The organism is Streptomyces mobaraensis NBRC 13819 = DSM 40847, from assembly GCF_017916255.1.
GTDB lineage: Bacteria > Actinomycetota > Actinomycetes > Streptomycetales > Streptomycetaceae > Streptomyces > Streptomyces mobaraensis.
On sequence record NZ_CP072827.1, the window covers coordinates 4,047,839 to 4,067,015 of the forward strand.

The 19,177-nt window shown below is 70.4% G+C and carries 16 protein-coding genes and 1 tRNA gene; 6 read left to right on the forward strand and 11 right to left on the reverse strand.

The window, feature by feature from the left end:
* Positions 1-243 precede the first annotated feature (243 nt).
* The 5 genes from J7W19_RS17315 to J7W19_RS17335 all read right to left on the reverse strand — a co-directional run bounded on the left by J7W19_RS17315 (position 244) and on the right by J7W19_RS17335 (position 5,791).
* Positions 244-1,980 carry a relaxase/mobilization nuclease domain-containing protein gene (locus tag J7W19_RS17315; protein ID WP_004939645.1) on the reverse strand — a complete coding sequence of 579 codons (1,737 nt, stop codon included), beginning with the start codon at positions 1,978-1,980 and terminating at the stop codon, positions 244-246.
* The gene (locus tag J7W19_RS17320) at positions 1,977-2,465 is read right to left on the reverse strand and encodes a hypothetical protein (RefSeq protein WP_004939647.1); all 489 of its coding nucleotides are present in this window, start codon (positions 2,463-2,465) and stop codon (positions 1,977-1,979) included. The genes J7W19_RS17315 and J7W19_RS17320 overlap by 4 nt, the downstream gene beginning before the upstream one ends.
* A 183-nt stretch (positions 2,466-2,648) precedes the next feature.
* Positions 2,649-3,962 carry a hypothetical protein gene (locus tag J7W19_RS17325; RefSeq protein WP_004939649.1) on the reverse strand — a complete coding sequence of 438 codons (1,314 nt, stop codon included), beginning with the start codon at positions 3,960-3,962 and terminating at the stop codon, positions 2,649-2,651.
* Positions 3,963-4,160: 198 nt separating this feature from the next.
* Complete coding sequence (locus tag J7W19_RS17330) at positions 4,161-4,862, reverse strand: ATP-binding protein (RefSeq protein ID WP_078587687.1); 702 nt, start codon at positions 4,860-4,862, stop codon at positions 4,161-4,163.
* Positions 4,859-5,791: a hypothetical protein gene (locus tag J7W19_RS17335; protein WP_004939655.1), complete on the reverse strand. Its 933-nt coding sequence runs from the start codon at positions 5,789-5,791 to the stop codon at positions 4,859-4,861. The genes J7W19_RS17330 and J7W19_RS17335 overlap by 4 nt, the downstream gene beginning before the upstream one ends.
* Before the next feature lie 512 nt (positions 5,792-6,303).
* On the opposite strand from J7W19_RS17335, the gene J7W19_RS17340 reads away from it, so the two are divergent.
* The 4 genes from J7W19_RS17340 to J7W19_RS17355 all read left to right on the forward strand — a co-directional run bounded on the left by J7W19_RS17340 (position 6,304) and on the right by J7W19_RS17355 (position 9,568).
* Positions 6,304-6,561: a helix-turn-helix domain-containing protein gene (locus tag J7W19_RS17340; protein WP_040887781.1), complete on the forward strand. Its 258-nt coding sequence runs from the start codon at positions 6,304-6,306 to the stop codon at positions 6,559-6,561.
* Between the two features lie 46 nt (positions 6,562-6,607).
* Positions 6,608-6,988 (forward strand): helix-turn-helix domain-containing protein, encoded by a 381-nt coding sequence (locus J7W19_RS17345; RefSeq protein WP_004939659.1) that lies wholly within the window; start codon positions 6,608-6,610, stop codon positions 6,986-6,988.
* A 51-nt stretch (positions 6,989-7,039) separates the two neighbouring features.
* Positions 7,040-8,569 (forward strand): LacI family DNA-binding transcriptional regulator, encoded by a 1,530-nt coding sequence (locus J7W19_RS17350; protein ID WP_004939661.1) that lies wholly within the window; start codon positions 7,040-7,042, stop codon positions 8,567-8,569.
* A gap of 156 nt (positions 8,570-8,725) precedes the next feature.
* Positions 8,726-9,568: a hypothetical protein gene (locus J7W19_RS17355; protein ID WP_004939662.1), complete on the forward strand. Its 843-nt coding sequence runs from the start codon at positions 8,726-8,728 to the stop codon at positions 9,566-9,568.
* Here J7W19_RS17355 and J7W19_RS17360 read toward each other — a convergent pair.
* The 3 genes from J7W19_RS17360 to J7W19_RS17370 all read right to left on the reverse strand — a co-directional run bounded on the left by J7W19_RS17360 (position 9,498) and on the right by J7W19_RS17370 (position 12,509).
* A complete protein-coding gene (locus J7W19_RS17360; RefSeq protein ID WP_040887784.1) occupies positions 9,498-11,144 on the reverse strand; it encodes a hypothetical protein in 1,647 nt (548 codons plus the stop codon). The two genes, J7W19_RS17355 and J7W19_RS17360, sit on opposite strands and share 71 nt — an antisense overlap.
* A gap of 225 nt (positions 11,145-11,369) precedes the next feature.
* Positions 11,370-11,443, reverse strand: a tRNA-Pro gene (locus J7W19_RS17365).
* A gap of 136 nt (positions 11,444-11,579) precedes the next feature.
* Positions 11,580-12,509, reverse strand: coding sequence for a metallophosphoesterase (locus J7W19_RS17370; protein WP_004939673.1), 930 nt, complete (start codon positions 12,507-12,509; stop codon positions 11,580-11,582).
* Positions 12,510-12,683: 174 nt separating this feature from the next.
* Here J7W19_RS17370 and J7W19_RS17375 point away from each other — a divergent pair, with 174 nt between their 5' ends.
* Positions 12,684-13,145, forward strand: coding sequence for a GatB/YqeY domain-containing protein (locus tag J7W19_RS17375; protein ID WP_004939674.1), 462 nt, complete (start codon positions 12,684-12,686; stop codon positions 13,143-13,145).
* 120 nt (positions 13,146-13,265) lie between these two features.
* On the opposite strand, the gene J7W19_RS17380 is transcribed toward J7W19_RS17375, so the two are convergent.
* Positions 13,266-15,458: a transglycosylase domain-containing protein gene (locus J7W19_RS17380; RefSeq protein WP_040887787.1), complete on the reverse strand. Its 2,193-nt coding sequence runs from the start codon at positions 15,456-15,458 to the stop codon at positions 13,266-13,268.
* 384 nt (positions 15,459-15,842) lie between these two features.
* On the opposite strand from J7W19_RS17380, the gene J7W19_RS17385 reads away from it, so the two are divergent.
* Complete coding sequence (locus J7W19_RS17385; RefSeq protein ID WP_004939680.1) at positions 15,843-16,178, forward strand: WhiB family transcriptional regulator; 336 nt, start codon at positions 15,843-15,845, stop codon at positions 16,176-16,178.
* 133 nt (positions 16,179-16,311) lie between these two features.
* Here the strand turns inward: J7W19_RS17385 and J7W19_RS17390 are convergent, their stop codons facing one another.
* Both J7W19_RS17390 and J7W19_RS17395 read right to left on the reverse strand, forming a co-directional pair.
* Positions 16,312-18,045 carry an ArsA family ATPase gene (locus J7W19_RS17390; protein ID WP_004939683.1) on the reverse strand — a complete coding sequence of 578 codons (1,734 nt, stop codon included), beginning with the start codon at positions 18,043-18,045 and terminating at the stop codon, positions 16,312-16,314.
* Entirely contained in the window at positions 18,042-19,166 is a 1,125-nt protein-coding gene (locus tag J7W19_RS17395) for an ArsA family ATPase (RefSeq protein WP_004939684.1), read from the reverse strand. Before J7W19_RS17395 ends, J7W19_RS17390 begins: the two co-directional genes overlap by 4 nt.
* Positions 19,167-19,177 lie beyond the last annotated feature (11 nt).

Consider the following 19,177-nt stretch of genomic DNA (forward strand, 5'->3'; position numbering starts at 1 on the left):
TCCCCTCGGGGAGGCCCGGCTTCGTGCTGCTGTGCCTTGGCCGGCGTCTTCGTGGCGTCACGGTCTGGGGTTGCTGGGAGCGGTCCATCCGCGCGCCCGGTGTTTCGTTCAACGTGACGTGTCGTACCGGCTAAAGCTTGGAACGCCCACCCCTCTGTGTCAGATGCCGGCTCTGTCCTGGGAGCTGGTCACCACCACGTCGGTCCTGCTGTGACTCGGGCCATGTTTCGCCGTTTCGGCTGGTCAGCGCCGACGGCTGGCGTCGTTCACTGCGCTCGGGGGCGACTGCCTGGTGGGCGCAGAGAGCCCTTGGCGGCGACTGCCTCGGGCGGGTGTGTCGTGGGGGCTTTCGGGCAGGGCGGACAGGTGCGCGCTGCGTCGCAGCCGCCAGACGAGGACGTCGCTGATGGAGGCTGCGGAGTCGAGTTCGCGCCGTCGGGCAGCGTCAGTCAGCAGGGCGGCCGGGTCGTGGCCGGCTCTGCGGGCGTCGTCGAGGGTAGCAGCCAGGGCGGGCCACCCTGCCTCGGCCCGGATCCGTTCGGCCAGCTCCGGCAGCACCTGATGGAGAAGACCGGCTTGCCGCTGCCGAACACGCGGGGCCATACGGCGGCCCCGCTGGCCGAGTGCGGCCATAGGCTCACCTGCGGCGGCCTGGTAAGCGGCGCGCAGGTGTTCGGCGGCTTGCCGGGCGGCCTGGGCCTGCTGGCTGTGGTGCTTCTTCGCGTGCCAGTTCGCCGCGGCGATGGCGAAGAAGAACGCCATATCGATGAGCATGGCGGTGGTGGCGCCATCTTCCCCTCGGCCCAGGGCGGGCCCGCTGCGGACGAGATCGCGAGCGGCCTGGCGCAGGGCACGGTCGCGCCCGCGTACAGCCTTCACGTGGGAACGGCTCGCCCGCTCGAACACGAAGGCGACCTCGCGGAGTTCAGCGCGTGTATGGGCGGCGGAGGTCTTGGCCAGCGCGTCCAGGACCTCGCCCGCAGCGGCGATCTGCGCCGCTGCCGCGCCGTCGTCACCGTTATCGATGATCAGCAGCGCCTGCCAGGTAGCGGCGGTGGCCCGGCGCCGCGCGAACGCGGGACCTGTCACGTCCGGCAGGACCGGCTGCTCCGGCCGCGAACCGTCCGCCGAGGCTGCGGCCTCCGCGGGCAGGGTCCAGCGTTCGCGGATGCGGGGCAGGGACAGATCGGGTGCGAGCGTGGAGCCCGCGTAGTACACCGGCTCTTTCTCACCGTTGCGGTCATCGGGCAGCGCGACCTTGTAACCGAGCAGGTCACCGGAGGGCACGACGCGCTTGCGGATCAGCAGGCCGGCGGCGGCCAGCCGGTCGAAGAACTCTTCTTCGCTACCGGCGCCGGCGACCGCTCGCCGTACTGTCTCCCGCAGCTCCTCGCGTGCAGGACGCTGCCTGCCCGTGCGTTCGGCCTTGTGCCGCTCGGCGCTGGTGGCCCGCTTGGCGGCGGTGCCGTCCCCGGGCGCGATCTGGTGCAGGCCGAGTCCCTTTTCGATCAGGCGGCACTCGGCCTGGGCGCGTTTGCCGGAGCGGTGGTGGTTGGGGCGGCGGCCGTCCTCGCGGACGAGGGTGGCGATGATGTGGATGTGGTCGTCGGCGTGCCGGACGGCTGCCCAGCGGCAGCCGGCCCCCTCGCCAGGGTCGATACCGGTGGCAGCGACCATACGGCGGGCGATATCGCCCCACTGCTCGTCGGACAGGATCGGGTCGTCTGGAGCGGCGCGCACCGAGCAGTGCCAGACGTGCTTGTCGGGACGCTGGTCAAGGTCGAGCAGTGACAGGGGCTGGTCGAGGAGATGCTGGAGGTCCCTCTTCGTGACCGAGGGGTCGCGGCCGGGGTCGGGGGCCATGCCGTCGAAGGAAGCGACCAGGTGCGGGTCGATGTGCTCCTCGTGGGTGCCCTTGCCGTACAGGTAGTGCAGGAGCCCGACGGTGTTGCTGCCCTGCTGGTGGATCCGGGGGATCAAGCCGCTTGGCCCTCCTGCCCGCTGGCGACCCTGTCGGCTGCCCGTTGGACAGCCTGCGCGGCGCGTCGCAGGTCGGCGAGGGCGGCGGAGAAGTGGGGTGCGTCGGCCCCAGAGTTGAGTGCCTTGACCGCCTGGTTGACGTTGCTGCCCGCCCAGCCGAGCTGACGGCGCACACCGAACAGGGCAGTCAGGATGTCCCGCTCGGAGGCGATGGCCGCTGCGGTGCAGGACTGGTCGCGGGCAGCGGCCAGGGCGGAGTGGGCCAGGAACCCGGCCACGCTCATGCCGACGTGGTCGGCGCCGGACTGGATGACGGTGAGTTCCTGGTCGTTGAGGCGGACGCTGTGGGCGGGGCGCTGCTTCTTGTCACGCGGGCGCGACCTTCCCCTTCTGGCCAGGCCCTTCGGGCTGGCCTTGGGTTGCGGTCCGCCCTCGGTCGCAGCCTTCCCGTCCGGTGCCCCCTGGTGCCGGACGGGCCCTGCCACCCCCGGGGCGGGTTCGGGATCGGGCGCTCCCCCTGCGGGGGAGTGTCCGAACCTCCAACTTGCTCCGGTTGGGGCAGGGGTGATCGGCAGGGAGTCCCCGTGGGTGGTGGGGTCGTGGTGGTGCGGAGTGCGCATGGGGCCTTTCGGGTCGGGGTCTGGTTGAGAACTCTGCTGCTGTCGGGATCAGCGGGGTGGAACGCCGGCGGCGGCTTTGAGCTGGGCCTTGAACTCACGGACGACTCGTCCGACGTCGTCGCTGGAGACGGTGTAGCCGGCGGAGCGCAGGGCGTCCTCGACCCGGTCGCGGCCGACACTGCCGGTCTCCTCGTAGATGCGACGGGTGTGCTTGAGGATGACCTCATCGGAGGCGCGGGATCTGCCCCCGTCGCGTTTCCTTCGGGCAGCCGGTTTCCGTTCACGCCTGCCCGGAGTGCTGCCCGAGGTCTTGCCCGTGAGCGCCGGGCCGTCTTCGGTCTCTGCCCGTGCGGGCAGTCCGGGCAGCCCGGATGCCGGGCGGGCAGGTGGGGGCACCTCGCCGTCCGGGTCTTCTGGGTGTGGGCGGGCAGCGTCCTCTGCCCGCGGCAGCTGTGCCGGGCGGCCGGAGCGCGGGCGGCTGTGCCCGTACTCACGGGCGGGATACGAGGCCGGGACCTCCCAGCGCGGCGGCAGTGTGATGGAGGCGAGGCCGAGGGCCTGCTTGCGGGTGGCGAGCTTGCGCAGCAGCAGCTCGTCCTGGAGCGGATTCCCGTCGACGTCAGCCCGCTCCAGAGCCTCGTGCAGGCGCTCCGTCAGGCGTCGTTGCCGTCGCGTGCCGCGCTGTCGGTCGGTCATCGACTCGACGCGCAGGATGAGGGCGACGGCTTCGCTCAGCGCGCGCTCGCGGATGAGGCGGGCGGCATCGGCGTCCTGGTCGGCGATGCCGAGCTGGGCCAGGAGGCGTTCGCGTGCCTGGCGGACGAGGACGGCGGCCAAACCGCGTGAGGCGGCGTCGGGGGTGCGGTGGCGCAGCTCGATGCCCATGGCCAAGTGCCACAGCATCGCGGCCATGACCGGGCCGACGAAGGCTCGCACGGTGCCGCCGACCAGCCCGGACTCGGCGTAGGCGGGCAGAACCTGGACGGCGGTGATGACCCAGGTGAGGGTGCCGGGCAGGCCGGGAGCCTGCTTCGGGCCGTTGAGGTTCTGCCGGGCCATCAGGGCGGTGGCGAACAGGGCCAGCTCGGCGGCGGCGAACATTGCGACGCGCTCGGCGGTGCCGCCCATGTCGAGGTAGTCGGCGGCGAACCGCCAGCTGGTGTCCGCGCTGTAGGCGGTGCAGCCGAGCGCCGCCACGGCCGCGACGGGTACTGCGACAGTCCCGCGCCAACGGTTGGTGTGATGCGGCCGGCGGCGCTGCTGGCGAATCAGCCGTCCGGCGAGCAGGCCGAGCAGCACGGGCGGGATGAGGAGCGCCACGGTCATCACCGGGGAGGTGGCCCAGTCAGGGAGGAGCGGCATGCCGCTGTTCCGCATGGCGAGGGGGACAGGGCTGAGAGGAGGCAGGAGGGGGCTCCAAGGCGTCGAGGAATGAGGGCGAGGGGCGTAACGACCGAGCGCTGAGTAACCGCCTGCGCGCGTGGCTGGCGCGGGCAGGGCTGGTGTGAGCGCGGGTGATGCGGCGGGGCCGACCAGGAGGGCGGGCGCTGAGGCGGCCAGTCAGGCGGCGGGCGCTGTGCGGCGGCGTCGGTCGGGGCCGTCGAGGATGACGCGCTTCGTCATCTCGGCGAGGCGGGAAGCGACGCGGTCACCGAGGGTGACGCGCAGCTGCTCGATCGGAAGGTTGGTGCTGATGAGGGTCGGGAGCACTTGCTCGTACCGGTGATTGATGAGCCGGTAGGTCAGCTCCTCGGTCCACTCGCTGGCCTTGGCCGCGCCGAGGTCGTCCAGGGACAGCAGCGGGCAGCGCGCCAGGGTCTGCAGCTCCCGTTCGGCGTCGTGCCCGGCGCGCGGGCGCAGGCGCGCGTGGAAGTCGGCGGTGGTGGTCGCTTCCCAGCGCAGACGGACCCCTCGGCCGAGCAGGGTGCGGATGGCGCCGTACGCCTGGTACGTCTTGCCCGTGCCCGTGGGGCCGGCGATCAGCAGCGACGGGCCTTCGGCGATGCCCGGCCCGCTGGGACCGGGGCGTCCGGCGCGGGCGATCTCGTCGGCCCAGGCGGTGACCTTCGGGTGGTCGGCCAGGGCTCGGCGGTAGCGGGCGGGGATCCTCGCGTCAGCGAGTTCCAGCGCGGTGACGGGCTCGACGTGCCCTTCCTCGACGGCGGCGGTGGCGAGGTCGATGCCGCGACTGGCAAGGATGCCGTTGAGCCGGTCGGCGAGCGGGCCGACCCGGTGGGGCTCGCGGGTGAGGGTGGCGGTCAGAGGTCACCTCCGTAGGCGGCTTCGACGTCAGCGGGGTTTGTCCACGCCCTGTGGACAACCGGCGCGGCGGGGGCCGCGTTCATGGCCTCGTGCACGAGGCTCGGCAGAGTGCTGGGATGCAGGCCCTTGGCGCGATGCAGGTCGAGCCCGGCCCGGACGTGAGCGGGTGCGATGCCCTCCAGGAGCAGCTTTCGCACCTCCCGGCCGAGATGGCCCAGGACGTTCTCGGGCGGACGGTGTGCGCAAGCGGCGGCGTACTCGGCGATGAGCTGGTTGGCCGAGACGGTGCCGGGTGCGGGGGCGCTCGCGCCCCCCGAAGGGGTATCTCCTAGATCCATGATCCTAGGTCCTAGATCCGGACCGTGAGGTGTCACCGCTCCCTCACTGAGCCCTCCCCGCTGCCTCACGGAGGGCTCACGGAAATCGCTCTGACCTGCTACTTCCTCATCGGTGCCCGGATTCACCGCAGGCTCGCGTATTCGCCCGGAGCTCTCACGGAGGACTCCGTGAGGCTGTGGTGGGGGCTCCGTGATCCCGACTCCCGCAGTCGGGGCGCCGACGCCGGGCGCGGTGCGAACCGGTGTGTCGTGGTGCGGGCAGGCGGGAAGGCGGCTCGCGCTGGGGCGGTTGATCTTCTGGTGCTGCCGCCAGGTGACGATGTGCAGGTAGCGCTTGTCGTCCGAGCCCTTGTAGCGGCATATCAGCCCCGTGTCGGCGAGCTGGGCGAGGTCCTTCTCGACGTCGGCGGGCGTGTGTTCGGGGCGCAGGACCCACAGCTGCCCGGCGATGATCGCGGCGTGGTCGCGGTGGCGGCCTTGGTCGTCGGCCTGGGTGAGCAGGCCGAAGAAGGTGCGCTCGGCGGTCAGGGTGACGGCGGCCAGGGACTCGGAGACGAAGGCTTCGGGCTTGATGGTGCGGATTCGTGCCAAGAGGGGCGGTCCTCACTCGGTGACCGGTGGGCTGGGTGCCCACGGTTCACCGTCGGTCGGGGGCGGGACGGGCGTGAAGGGCGGGGGATGTCCGGCCGCTGAGGCGCGGTGCATTGATGGCCGCTCGCGCTTTCCGGGGGTGTCGTCAACATAGCCACACCCAGGTCGCGCAAGTCCAGCCCTATCCGGCGCAATCTCTCACGGCAGAAATGCCGCTGGAAATCGAGTCGGCGAGGGCGGTGCGAAAACGGTAGGGCACGATCGGCGGTTGACCAAATAGTTGCCCCGTATCCCGAGCCAGAAGGATCACATCGGCAAGCCGTTGACGTCCCGCGAGCGACGAAGCTACAACACAACACCCCACGTCAGAGAGGCTCTCTGGTGTCGGGGCCCGTTCGGGGATCCGGCCTTGCGCAGCACCCCGATCGCCTCGCTCACCGATTGAGCGCGGCGCAACATAGCCGACAATCGCCGGTTAACCAAACCGGCGAATGCACGCTACAACTGGAGCCATGGCAGCACGATCTCTGGAAATAGGGCCCGCAGGAATGCTGGCTGCTCGCACCATCGAAATCCTTCGCACGGAACGCGGCCTTGGGCAGCGCCAACCCGCCGCGCGGTGTACCGCTTTGGGCCGTCCTATGTCCAACACGATGCTGTCCCGCATCGAACTCGCCAAGCGGCGATGCGATATCGACGACCTCGTCGCCATCGCCGCAGCCCTGCAAGTGTCACCCGCCGCCCTCCTCCAGGGGCCGGGTGCCGCCTGAGCTGCCCACGCAGCCCTCCCCGACTTCCCGACCAGGAGCCGCCCCCTTGCACCGATCCACGCCCGCGCCCGTCCCCCACAGGCCGTCCGACGCCCCTCCGCCCCGCCTCTACCGCCCCGAGGAGATCGCCGACACCCTCGGATGCTCGGCCTGGTGGGTCAAGGACCGCGCACGACGGCACCTGATACCGCACACCCGGGTCGGCCGTGCCTACCGCTTCACCGCCGAGCATCTCGCCGAGATCATCCGCCTCTACGAGCAGCGGCCGGCCCAGCCCGCGCCGGCAGCCGCACGGGCGACCGAGCCGCTCTCCGAGCCCGGTACGCAGACCGGCTCCGCGCAACCTCGCCGCCCTATCGTTGCTCCGTCCACCCGGCTACGAGCCCGCCCGCCGCGTCGACAGCAGCAGTACGGCACTGCCGCCTGACCCGATCCAATCTGCCGTAGCCGACGACAACGAAGAGGGGGGCAGCGGAACTTGGGTTTCGCGGAGAAGCGCGGAAACTACTGGCGCGGCCGGTACAAAGTCGCGCCCGGCAAGCACAACACGGTCGTCGACGACAACGGCAAGGCGATCAGGTTCGCCACCAAGGGCGAGGCCCAACGGGCAGCGGCCGAGGCCGAGAACAAGTACCGCCGCGGCGACTGGCGCGACCCGGCCCTCGGCCAGGAGACCTTCGGCGAGTACGCGAACCGCTGGTACGAGGCCCAGGACCTGGCCGCCTCGACCATGCAGAACTACAAGCGCCACATCGAGGAGCATCTCCTCCCCGAGTTCGAGGACAAGGCGCTCGCTGGCATCCTGCGCACGGACGTCGACCTGTGGGAGAAGAAGGAGAAGGCCCTTTACGCGGCCTCCAGCGTCAAGACCTGGCGCTCGACGCTCCACCTGATCTTCGAGGACGCGATCGACGAGGGCCTCATCACGTCCAACCCAGCCGCTAGGCGACGCGGACGCGGCAAACGCGCCGGCCGCTCCCGAGACCGTGGCCCGGAGAAGGTGGTCACCGACGCGCTCGGCATCCTGCTGACCGCCGAGCGCGCCGCCCTGCTCTCCGGCCGCGATGACGAGTTCGTCGCCGTGGTCCTCAAGGGGTACACCGGCATGCGCTGGGGCGAGATCGTCGGCTTGGAGACTGCATTCGTCCGCCCTGGAGCCGTCCGGGTCGAGTGGCAGCTGTACGAGCTCGACACGGGCGAGCTGGTGCGCTGCCCACCGAAGGACGACAGCTACCGCACCATCGACTCGATGGACTGGCTGTCCGCGCTGGTCGCCGACCACATCGCCCGCACGAAGCCCAAGCCGTGCCCCTGCCACGGCAAGACCTACGCCTTCCGAGGGCAGGGCGCGGCCCGCACAGGCGGCCACCAGGGCGCGAAGCTCGTCGACGTCGCCCGCCGTGCCGGCGTCTCGACCGGCACGGTGTCCAACGTCCTCAACCACCCAGAACGCGTCACCGAGGCCACGCGAGAGAAGGTCGGGCAGGCCATCGCGAACCTCCGGTTCGTGCGGGGCGGCGTCGTGCCGGAGCATGCCGCCCACTGGCGCAGGAACGGTTTCGCGACCTGGCTGTTCACGCCGGCAGTCTCCGGCTGGTACCCGAAGAAGGCACCGCAGGAGCCACGGCCGGTGCCCCTACTCGGCGAGCCGTGGCCCGGCGTCCCGGCACGAGGTCGGGGTGCCAGCGACCGGGCCGACGCCTGCTGGCTCCCGATAGCCAAGGGGCTCACGCCTCACGGCCTTCGCCACACCCACCGGACGATGATGGAGGACCTGGGAACCGAAAAGGTGCTCATGGACGAACGCATGGGCCACATCGACGGCTCGGTCTCGGCGCGCTACGCCCACGTCACCCCAGGCATGCGCAAGCGCCTCATGCAGGGGCTGACCGAGCAGTGGGAGGCAGCACTCGACGCACGTTTGACCATGAGTGCCACGTCACCAGTGCGCGTACTGAGTGATCTCCTGCGGGCACGCGAGGTGTCACGGGTGCCCGCCAAGTCGTAACAAGCAAAGTGCTGTGCCCTCCGGCGACCACTGCCGGAGGGCGCAGCCATGTCCCGATGCCTCCGCGAGGCCGCATCAACTCGGTGTGATTGCCACACTCCAGCAGTTACGACGATTGCCCCGTAACGGGGCCAACGGACCTGGCTCAATAGGTACATGGAGATTGGCGAGCACTGGGCATACCGAGCGAGGTCGAAGGAGCTGGGCAGCCCTGTCAGGCAGGTGGAGATCGTCCGGGTGGGCGGCCGTGGCAGGTCTGACTGGATCCATGTCCGGTTCCTGGAAGGCGATGACGCCGGCCTGCAGGAATGGGTCAGTCCCGGCTGCCTGGTAGCACCGTGGCCAGACGTCGACGCGTTCCGCGCGGATGACGACGCAGAGCTCAGACTGGCCGAGGCGTCACGCCACGTACGCGGCAGCACGGATTTCGAGGCCGCGCGCCTGATACTCGGGTTCGTCCGGCCGAAGAACAGGCTGCGCCTCCGCCGAGGGGTGGCGGACGCAGGAGTTCTGGAACTGAGCCGACTCGACGAGACAGCGCCGCTCATCGGAATGGACGCCACCGCGCTCGTCAGTGACCCGATGGTGCACGAGAACCGCGCCGGCATGTGTCTGGCCGGCTGGCCGGTCACCGAGCGCATCGCCCGTCAGGTGGCGGGCCGCCTCGCCGACGAGATCCTCCCGGAGGTGGACCGCAAGCAGCAGGACATCGAGCAGGAGCGCGCACAGCCCTCCTGGTACTCGTACCGTCGTCGGGACGACCGCAAGTTGGATGCGGAGGCGGCCGTCCTGCGGACCGTCCGGGCGTGGTGCGGCGAGGACAAGGCTGAGCGCTACGACGAGCTGGTCGCACTGCGCGAAGAGGTCATCCGGCTCGGCCAGCTGGTGGAGAAGGCGGTCAAGGCTCTACGTGACCGTGGGCACGGCGTCATCGCCTCCACCATTGAGCGCGACCTTGGCGTCCATATCGCCAGCCTTGATCCTGACGTGCGTCGATAGAGCCGCGCCACGGCTCCGGGTCCGGTTTCGGCGGCTCGGGCCGTGCCGAAGGCTTCTCCTTCTCCGGCCGGTGCGGGTGCCAGCCGCCGAGGAAGGGCCGTAGTTGATCTCTAGTCGGCTCCGCGTGGAAGTCGAGAGCGGCCAGGCCCTTGCCGTTCATGGTGGGGTCCAGCCGGTCGGCCTCCGTCTTCCCCCAGGCCGACCATTCTCGCAGCCTCTCGGCTTCGACGGCGTTGTCCGATGTCGCGGCGGCTTCGTCCAGAGCGCCGCAGAACACTCGGATCTCTCCGGCCACCTTCCACTGCTCAAGGGCTGTGCCGAAGTGCTCCGCCCGTACGGCGTGCACCGCCTTGATCGACGCGGCGCTGACTGCCGACTCCCACTCCCGCCGCTGGCGCTCCTCTCGCTCCGCTTCCAGACGCCGACGCTCCGCCTCCTGCCGCTCCCGCTCCTCTCGCAGGCGCCGCTGCTCCGCCTCCCGTTCCAGCCGAGCCCTCTCCTGCTCTTCCGCGCGCGCCTTCAGCGCCCGGAAGACCGAACCGACCTGCTCCTCCAACGGCTTCTTGGCTGTGTCGGCCCATTCCTTCTTCCAGCCGTAGCTGTGGCCGTAGCCGTAGCCCGAGTGCTGGCTGATCAGCAGTTCCAGCTCGCCCGACGGCTCGAACCTGTGCGCCGGCGTCACCCGCTGCCAGTCGTATGTACGTCGGCCCGGCTGCTTGGGCACATACCGGACCTGCTTCTGCCGTTCGCGGAAGCCGACCTCGTACGTCCTGCCGTGAACCGTGAGCAGGGGCCTCGGCTGCTTGCGCTTCTTGGAGACCGTGATCTCGCCGTGGCGGGCGAGTGCCTGCTCGGCGAGGAGCCGGAGAAGCGAGAGGACTCGCGGCAGGACCTCCTCCGAGACCTCGAAGGCGCTGTGGTCCGCAGTGACAGCGGCGATCACGTCCTCGACATCGGTGATCACCCGGCTGCGCGCCAGCCGGATCCGGTTCCACTCGGTGTCGTCCTCCCCGGACACCCTGAGCAGACCGAGGAAGAAGTCTCCCTTCGCCCGGCCGCTGTACTTCAGGTGGTACCCCTCGGGCGCACACTGCCGGGCTGCGTCGAAGGCCCTGCGGTAGCGGGCTCGCTCCTGGTCGCTGGGGTTCGGGATCCGGAGGAACCGCCCAGCCTGCTGTACCTCCGCGATCAAGGCGGCTCCGATTTCGGCCGGCGATGCCTGTGGGGGCTTGGCGGCGCGTTGCGGCGCCGGCTTCGTCGTGGACGGAGCTGTGTCTTGCTTCTGCGGAGGAGGGGCAGGACGTGTGCGTTGCTCGGAAACCGCCGACCGCTGCTTGCGCGGTGCCGGTTCCGGCCGGTCCGGGTGATGGCCGTGTTCCAGGTAGAAGCGCCCCGCGTCAGTGATCTCCGCCTGCCACTTCCCATCCTGCTTGGGCATGGTGATCAGACGCCGCTCCTTGAGCGCGCGGGCGGTGAGAGCGAGCTCTGGGCTGTCCGACGTGACGGGGTCGGTTCCTTCCCCGATGCGGGTGAGGAGTGCGAGCTGCCGGTCATTTAACGGAGACCATCGGTGCATGGCGATCGTCGTACCGCCTGTGATCGGCCTCGCACAACCGTAGGGATGACCCTTTCCCAGCGTGAGCGGCAAAGAGCGGGCTGGACAGCGGGCGGCCGCTCGCTGGGAGCCGCCGGGAGCCGGATTCTGGAAGTTGGCTCCCAAACGGCTCCCAAAACGGGGTCACAGAGCAAATCAGGCCCGGTGCTGATCTCTCAGCACCGGGCCTGACCTGGTGTTTCACTGTCGGGGTGGCGGGATTTGAACCCACGACCTCTTCGTCCCGAACGAAGCGCGCTGCCAAGCTGCGCTACACCCCGCTGCAACGAGCTCTACTTTAGCGGACTGGAGCCGGGAGGCGAAATCCGGTTCCTGGGGAGGGGGCAGGTGGGGGAGCGGCAGGGGCCGCCCTCGTTTCCGAAGGCGGCCCCTGTGGAGCTCCGGAGGAGGCGCGGGTCAGGCGTCGCGCGGGGTGAGGGCGAGGAGGGTGGCCTCGGGGGGGCAGGCGAAGCGGACGGGGGTGTAGCGGTTGGTGCCGCAGCCGGCCGAGACGTGGAGGTACGAGCGGTGGCCGCCGGCGCGGTGGGTGGAGAGGCCCTTGACCCGGTCGGTGTCGATGTCGCAGTTGGTGACCAGTGCCCCGTAGAAGGGGATGCAGAGCTGCCCGCCATGGGTGTGGCCGGCGAGGATCAGGGGATAGCCGTCGGCCGTGAAGGCGTCGAGGACCCGCAGGTAGGGGGCGTGGACGACGGCGAGGGAGAAGTCGGCGTCCTCGACCGGGCCGCCCTGGACGGCGTCGTACCGGTCCCGCTTGATGTGCGGGTCGTCGAGCCCGGTGAGGGCGATCTCGTTACTGCCGATCTTGAGGTGGCCTCTGGTGTTGGTGAGGTTGACCCAGCCGGCCTTGTCGAAGGCGTCCCGCAGCCCCTCCCAGGGGTTGTGGATCACGCCGACGGCCGGCGCGTTGCCGTTGAGCCCGTGCCGTCCGCTGGCCCGCTCGAAGAGGTAGCGGGCCGGGTTCCGCAGCTTGGGCCCGTAGTAGTCGTTCGAGCCGAAGACGTAGGCGCCGGGGAACTCCATGAGCGGACCCAGCGCGTCCAGGGTCTCGGGGACGCCCTCCGGGTCGGAGAGGTTGTCACCGGTGTTGATCACGAAGTCGGGGCGCAGGCCGGCGAGGGACTGCAGCCAGCGCTGCTTCTTGCGCTGCCCGCTCACCATGTGGATGTCCGAGACCTGCAGCACCCGCAGCGGCCGCATTCCGGGCGGCAGGACGGGAACGGTCACCCGCCGGAGCCGGAAGGAGCGGACTTCGAAGCCGGCGGCGTAGGCGATGCCCGCCGCGCCGACTGCTGTGATTCCCAGGGGTACTGCGTATCGCGCGCGCATACGGCCATGGTCGCAGACGGCGGGGGCCGGCCGTGCCACGGGCCGGGTGCCCAAGGGGAGTTGTGGGCCGCGAGCGGCCGGCAGGCGGCGGGCGAGCGACCGGCGAGTGGCCGCAAGGGCCGGTGCCCTCGTTAATGCGGGGCACGGGCGGGGGCGGGATGCGAAGATTGCGGCATGACCACGCTCAAGGCAAAGCTCCAGGACGACCTCACGGCCGCCATCAAGGCGCGCGACGAGCTGCGCTCCGCCACCCTCCGTCTCACCCTCTCCGCGATCGGTTACGAGGAGACCGCGGGCAAGCAGGCCCGTGAGCTCTCCGACGACGAGGTCCTGAAGGTGATCACGCGCGAGGCGAAGAAGCGCCGGGAGGCCGCGGACGCGTTCGCGAAGGGCGGTCGGGCCGACTCCGCCGAGCGGGAGCGGGCGGAGGGCGAGGTCCTCGCCGGATATCTGCCGCAGCAGCTGTCGGACGAGGAGCTCACCGTGCTCGTCGCCGAGGCCGTGGCGGAGGCGAAGAGCGGCGGGGTCGAGGGGCCGAAGGCCATGGGCGCCGTCATGAAGATCGTCAAGCCCAAGGTCGGCAACCGCGCCGAGGGCGGCCGGGTCTCCGCCGAGGTCAAGCGGCAGCTCTCCTAGCGAGCGGCGGCTTTCCCAAGGCGCCGACAACGGGCCCACATCAGGACCCCATAAACAAGAGGGAGGGGCCTGCCGGACCGTTCGCGGTCCGGCAGGCCCCTCCCTTGTGCTCCTGGCGCCTCAGTGATCCCGGCCTGGCTTGTCGTTCCCGCCAGGCTTCCCGGGCTTCCCGTTCTTCGCGGGCTTGTTGCCTTGCCGGCCCGAGCCGCCGCCCTTCTTGCCCTTCCCCTTCTTGTCCCCCTTGTCCTTGTCGGAGTCCCCGGTGTCGATGCCGGGCACCGTGTCGAAGGTGGGGGCGGACCTGCTCTCCAGGGCGCCGCTCATGGCGTCGCGCCAGATGGGGCCGGGGGTGTCACCGCCGTAGACCTGGGCGTGGTAGACGCCGCCGATGGTGATGTCCTCCATCTGCACCTCGTCGCCCGCGCCGCCGACCCAGACGGCACCGGCCATGTTCGGGGTGTAGCCGACGAACCAGGCCGCCTTCCGGCCGTCCGTCGTACCCGTCTTGCCCGCGCTGTCGCGGCCGCTGAGGCCCGCCTCCTTGCCCGTGCCGTCCTCGACGACGCCCTTGAGCAGGGTGTTGATCGTCTCGGCCGTCTGCTCCGACATCGCGCGCGAGCACTGCGACTTGGGGATGTTCAGCGGCTTGCCGTTCGGGCCCAGCGCGGAGGTGATGACGACGGGGGTGCAGTACGTGCCGCGGTTGGCGAACGCCGCGTAGGCGGCGGCCATGTTCAGCGGGGCCATGCCCTGGGAACCGCCGATGGCCATGGAGGGGACCTGGTTCTTCGGGGTGAGCGTGAGGCCCAGCTTGTCCGCCATCTTCACCGCCGGGCAGAGCCCGACGTCCTCCAGCAGCTGGATGAAGTAGGTGTTGACCGACTTCGCGGTCGCCTCCGCCATCCCGTACGGGCCGACCTCGCTCCGGTTCTCGTTGCTGACCGTGTCCCCGCCGTTCTTCCAGGTGCTCTTGCAGCCCTCGATCTCGGAGGGGTACGACATGCTGTACGGCGAGGGGTACACCTGGTTCGCCGACTTGCCCTCCTCCAGCGCCGCCGCCGCGATGATCGGCTTGAAGGTGGAACCGGGCTGGAAGCCGTAGGTCGAGCCGCCCATGTCGTGGTTGGCCGACAGGTTGATCTGGGTCTGGTTCTTGCCGAAGCCGTACGGCTTCGACTGGCCCATGCCCAGCACCTTGCCCGACCCCGGCTCCACGATGGAGATCGCGGTGGCCACCTGGTCGCCCTGGTAGACGTGGTCGGTGATCGACTTCTGCACCGACTTCTGCGTCTGCGGATCGAGGGTGGTGCGGATCGTCATGCCGCCCTCGTTCCACCGCTTGGCGCGGGCCTCCTTCGTCTTGCCGAAGGCGGGGTCCTGGAGGAAGGTCTGGCGGACGTAGTCGCAGAAGAAGCCGGCGCCGTTGACGGCGGTGATGCAGCCGCTCTTGGGGCGGCTCACATTGAGCTTGATCGGCTTCGCCTTCTCGGCGGCCAGCTGCGCGGGGGTGATGTTCTTCAGGTCCGCCATCCGCTGGAGGACCAGGTTCCGCCGCTTGGTGGCCTCCTTGGGCGCGTTGACCGGGTCGAAGCGGCTGGGCGACTGGACGATGCCGGCCAGCAGCGCGGACTCGCCCAGGCTGAGGTCCTTGGCGTGCTTGCTGAAGTAGCGCTGTGAGGCGGCCTCGACGCCGTACGCCTGCTGCCCGAAGAAGGTGATGTTCAGGTAGTTGGCGAGGATGCGCTGCTTCCCCAGCTCCTTCTCCACCTGGATGGCGTACTTCAGCTCCTTGACCTTGCGGCCGATGGTCTGCTGCGTGGCGACGGCGACCTTCTCCGGGTCGTCGCCGGCCTCCTCGATGAAGACGTTCTTGACGTACTGCTGGGTGAGGGTGGACGCGCCCTCGGAGACACCGCCGCTCTGGGCGTTGCGGTTGAGGGCGCGGAGCACGCCCTTGAGGTCGACCGCGCCGTGCTCGTAGAAGCGCGCGTCCTCGATGGCGACGATCGCCTTCTGCATGTACGGCGAGATCCGGCTCAGCGGGACGACCGTGCGGTCGCGGGAGTAGACCTTGGCTATCTCCCCGCCTTCGGAGTCGAGGATGATCGTGCGCTGGCTGAGCGGGGGAGTCTTGAGGTTGGCGGGGAGTTCGTCGAACCCCTCCACCGTCCCCTTGGCCGCCAGGCCGAACGCGCCGACGGCCGGCAGGGCCAGACCGGCCAGCAGAACTCCGGAGAGGACGCTGACGCCGAGGAACTTGGCGGCCTGCTGGGCCCCTGAAGAGGCCCCCCCGCCCGAGCGCTTCATAGCCATGAAGGAAAGCCTACGTTCTCATTCGGCGGACAGACGCCCGTGTGTTCGCCTACGCTGTTTTACGCCAGCCACTGCGGCTTCTTCAGCATCACCTGTGCCTTCACTCCTGTAGGTGATGAGGTGTGTCCGTATTGCCGCAAGTGTTACTGGGTGTCCAGTGCGAGAAGGGTGAAGTGTCCCTGTCTGCACAGGAAAGTCTCTGATGTCGTCAGGTCACTCCGTTGGGTGATCTGCCGCGTACGCATAGTCCGTTCGGGCCATTCAAGATTGGGCCCGAAGGGGGTGTTGCCCCCTGTCCTGCTTCCGTAACGTCCTCAACTGGCAACGGTGAATATGCCGCTGCCGCCGTGGGGGAGCCTCAATTCGGGAGAGGACGGCGCCAGCATGGGCTGGGTAACCGACTGGAGTGCGCAGGCCGCCTGCCGCACTACCGATCCGGATGAACTGTTCGTTCAGGGCGCAGCGCAGAACAGGGCCAAGGCGGTCTGCACCGGGTGTCCGGTCCGCACCGAGTGCCTGGCCGACGCGCTCGACAACCGCGTCGAGTTCGGCGTCTGGGGCGGGATGACCGAGCGCGAGCGGCGGGCACTGCTCCGCCGCAGGCCGACGGTCACGTCCTGGCGCAGGCTGCTGGAGACCGCCCGTACCGAGTACGAGCGCGGCGCCGGCCTCCTGCCGCTGGGCGAGGAGGAGTACGACGCGTACGCGGCGGCCGGGTAGACCGGCCGACGTACGCGGGCCGACTCAGGGTCTGCCGCTCCCTCCGGTCTCCCGGCCCCTCCGTTTCACCACGCCGCCCGGCCCGTGCCTCGTCGGACCTTCCTCCGTCAGGCGCCACGGTTCGCGGCCGCGGCTACTCCGCCCGGTCCGGCCCCGGCTGGGACGGCACCGAGCCATCGGCAGCCTCGCCGTCCGGCCCGTCGGCCGCGACCGGCTGTCCGGCCAGCCGGTCGCCGATGGCCCGCAGCCCGGCCAGGTCGTGCACGTCACCGGGGAGCGCCGGCACCTCGGCCACCGGGACGTCCGGGTGCAGCGCGGTGAAGCGGTCCCGGGTGCGCCGCTCGCGCGCGAGCACCCGCATGCGCTCCGCGTGCAGACGCAGAAGCCCGGCGGCGAGCTTCTCGGTGGAGAGCGTGGTGTCCACTCCCGCGGAACCCCCCGCTCCTGCCGTGCCCGCCGCTCCTGCCGAACCCACTGCTCCTGCTGAACCCACTGCTCCTGCTGAACCCGGGGCCTCCGCGACGGTGGACTCCTCGTCGGAACCCGCCCGCCCGGCACCGACGGAATCCGCGTCCGCGGTCGATGACGCCGCTGTCGCCGATGGCGTGGACGACATCGACGACGAGGACGATGACACGGATGCGGATCCCGATGGTGCCGGCGCTGCCGGAGCTGCTGTTCCTGACGGTGCCGCGGAGTCTGCCGACATCGTGGGCACTCCGGGTGACACGGGCTGGGGGAAGCCGCTCTCGGGAGAGGATGTGTCGAGGGGAGTGACGGTGCCAGGGTCGTCAGCGGTACGTGTCCCAGCTTGCCCGCTGCCACGATCCACAATGCCGGAACCGGCAAGATTTTCTGCGTAATCCGCCGTCGTGGTGCCACCCGCGTGCGCCGGGGACCGCACGGGCTCGTCCGGCCCACCGGTCTCGTCGGCCAACGCCTCGGCCGCCGCCAGCGCCCGCTCGGCGGAGAGCCGCGCGGCACCGCTGCCGTGCACCCGGTTCAGCACCAGCCCTGCCAGCGGCATTCGTTCGGCGGCCAGTCGCTGGACGAAGTAGGCGGCCTCCCGCAGCGCGTCCCGTTCGGGGGCGGCGACGACGAGGAACGCCGTTCCCGGAGCCTGGAGCAGGCGGTACGTGGCATCGGCGCGGGTACGGAATCCGCCGAACATGGTGTCCATCGCCGCCACGAAGGTCTGTACGTCACGCAGCAGTTGAGCGCCCATCAGTTTGTTCAGGGGCCCGCTCATCACCGACATCCCGACGCCCAGGAACTTCATCCCGGCGCGCCCGCCGATCTTCGCCGGCGCCATCAGCAGCTTGATGAGCTTGCCGTCCAGGAACGACCCCAGCCGGCTCGGCGCGTCCAGGAAGTCCAGCGCCGAACGGCTCGGCGGGGTGTCGACGACGATCAGGTCCCACTCGTCGCGGGAGCGGAGCTGGCCGAGCTTCTCCATGGCCATGTACTCCTGCGTCCCGGCGAAGCCGGCCGACAGCGACTGGTAGAAGGGGTTCTCCAGGATCGCCCGGGCGCGCTCCTTGTCGGCGTGCGCCTCGACGATCTCGTCGAAGGTCCGCTTCATGTCGAGCATCATGGCGTGCAGTTCACCGCCGGCGGCCGCGTCGACGCCGGGCACCCGGCGCGGCACGTTGTCCAGCTCCTCGATCCCCATCGACTGCGCGAGCCGCCGCGCCGGGTCGATGGTGAGCACGACCACCCGCCGGCCGCGCTCCGCGGCCCGCAGGCCCAGCGCCGCGGCGGTCGTCGTCTTGCCGACCCCGCCGGATCCGCAGCAGACCACGATCCGGGTGCGGCGGTCGTCCAGGATGGGGTCGATGTCGAGCGCGGTCGTCCTGTCCAGGCTCACTGGGCCCCCTCCTCGGCCGTTCGGCTCGTGACGTCGTGGGAGGTGACGTCGTGCGGTGTGACGTCACGCGGCGTCCCGTCGTGCGACGTGGTGGTCCGCCGCGCCGCGCGCTCCCGCTCGCCGGCGTCCCGCCGGACGATGTCCTGCTCCCGCAGCGCACGGGCCATGCGGTACAGGCCGGCCAGGTCCACCCCGTCCCCCAGCAGCCGCAATTCGCTGGTCGGAAGCGACAGTTCCGCCAGCCGGGAGCGGCCGAGGCGTTCGAGCGCCAGCCGTCCGGTGTGCTCGCGCGCCTCGTCGAGCAGCGGCCCGACCAGGGCGCCCGTCGCACCCGCCCGGCTCCCGCCGCCGGACGACGTCCGGGCCAGGGCCTCGGCGAGGGCCGCGGCGACGGCGTCGCGCCGACCGTTCGCGGCCTCCTCTACGGCGGCCTCGTCGAGCACCTCCGGACGCACCATGTTGATGACCACGCCCCCGACCGGCAGCCCCGCGGCACGCAGCTCGGCGACGCCGTCCACCGTCTCCTGGACCGGCATCTCCTCCAGCAGCGTCACCAGGTGCACCGCCGTCTGCGGCGACTTGAGGACGCGCATCACGGCCTGCGCCTGGTTGTGGATGGGACCGATCCGGGCCAGTCCCGCCACCTCGTCGTTGACGTTGAGGAAGCGGGTGATGCGGCCGGTCGGCGGGGCGTCCATCACGACGTGGTCGTAGACGAAGCGGCCGGCGCGGTCCTTCCGGCGTACGGCCTCGCACGCCTTGCCGGTCAGCAGGACGTCCCGCAGCCCCGGGGCGATGGTCGTCGCGAAGTCGATCGCGCCGAGCTTCTTCAGGGCCCGGCCCGCGCTGCCGAGCTTGTAGAACATGTGGAGGTAGTCGAGGAGGGCACGCTCGGCGTCGATGGCCAGCGCGTACACCTCGCCGCCCCCGGGAGCGACCGCGATCTTGCGTTCCTCGTAGGGGAGTGCCTCCGTCTCGAAGAGCTGGGCGATGCCCTGCCGGCCCTCGACCTCGACCAGCAGTGCGCGTTTCCCCTCGGCCGCGAGGGCGAGGGCGAGAGCGGCGGCGACGGTGGTCTTGCCGGTACCGCCCTTGCCACTGACGACATGGAGCCTGCTCATGGTGCGGAGCC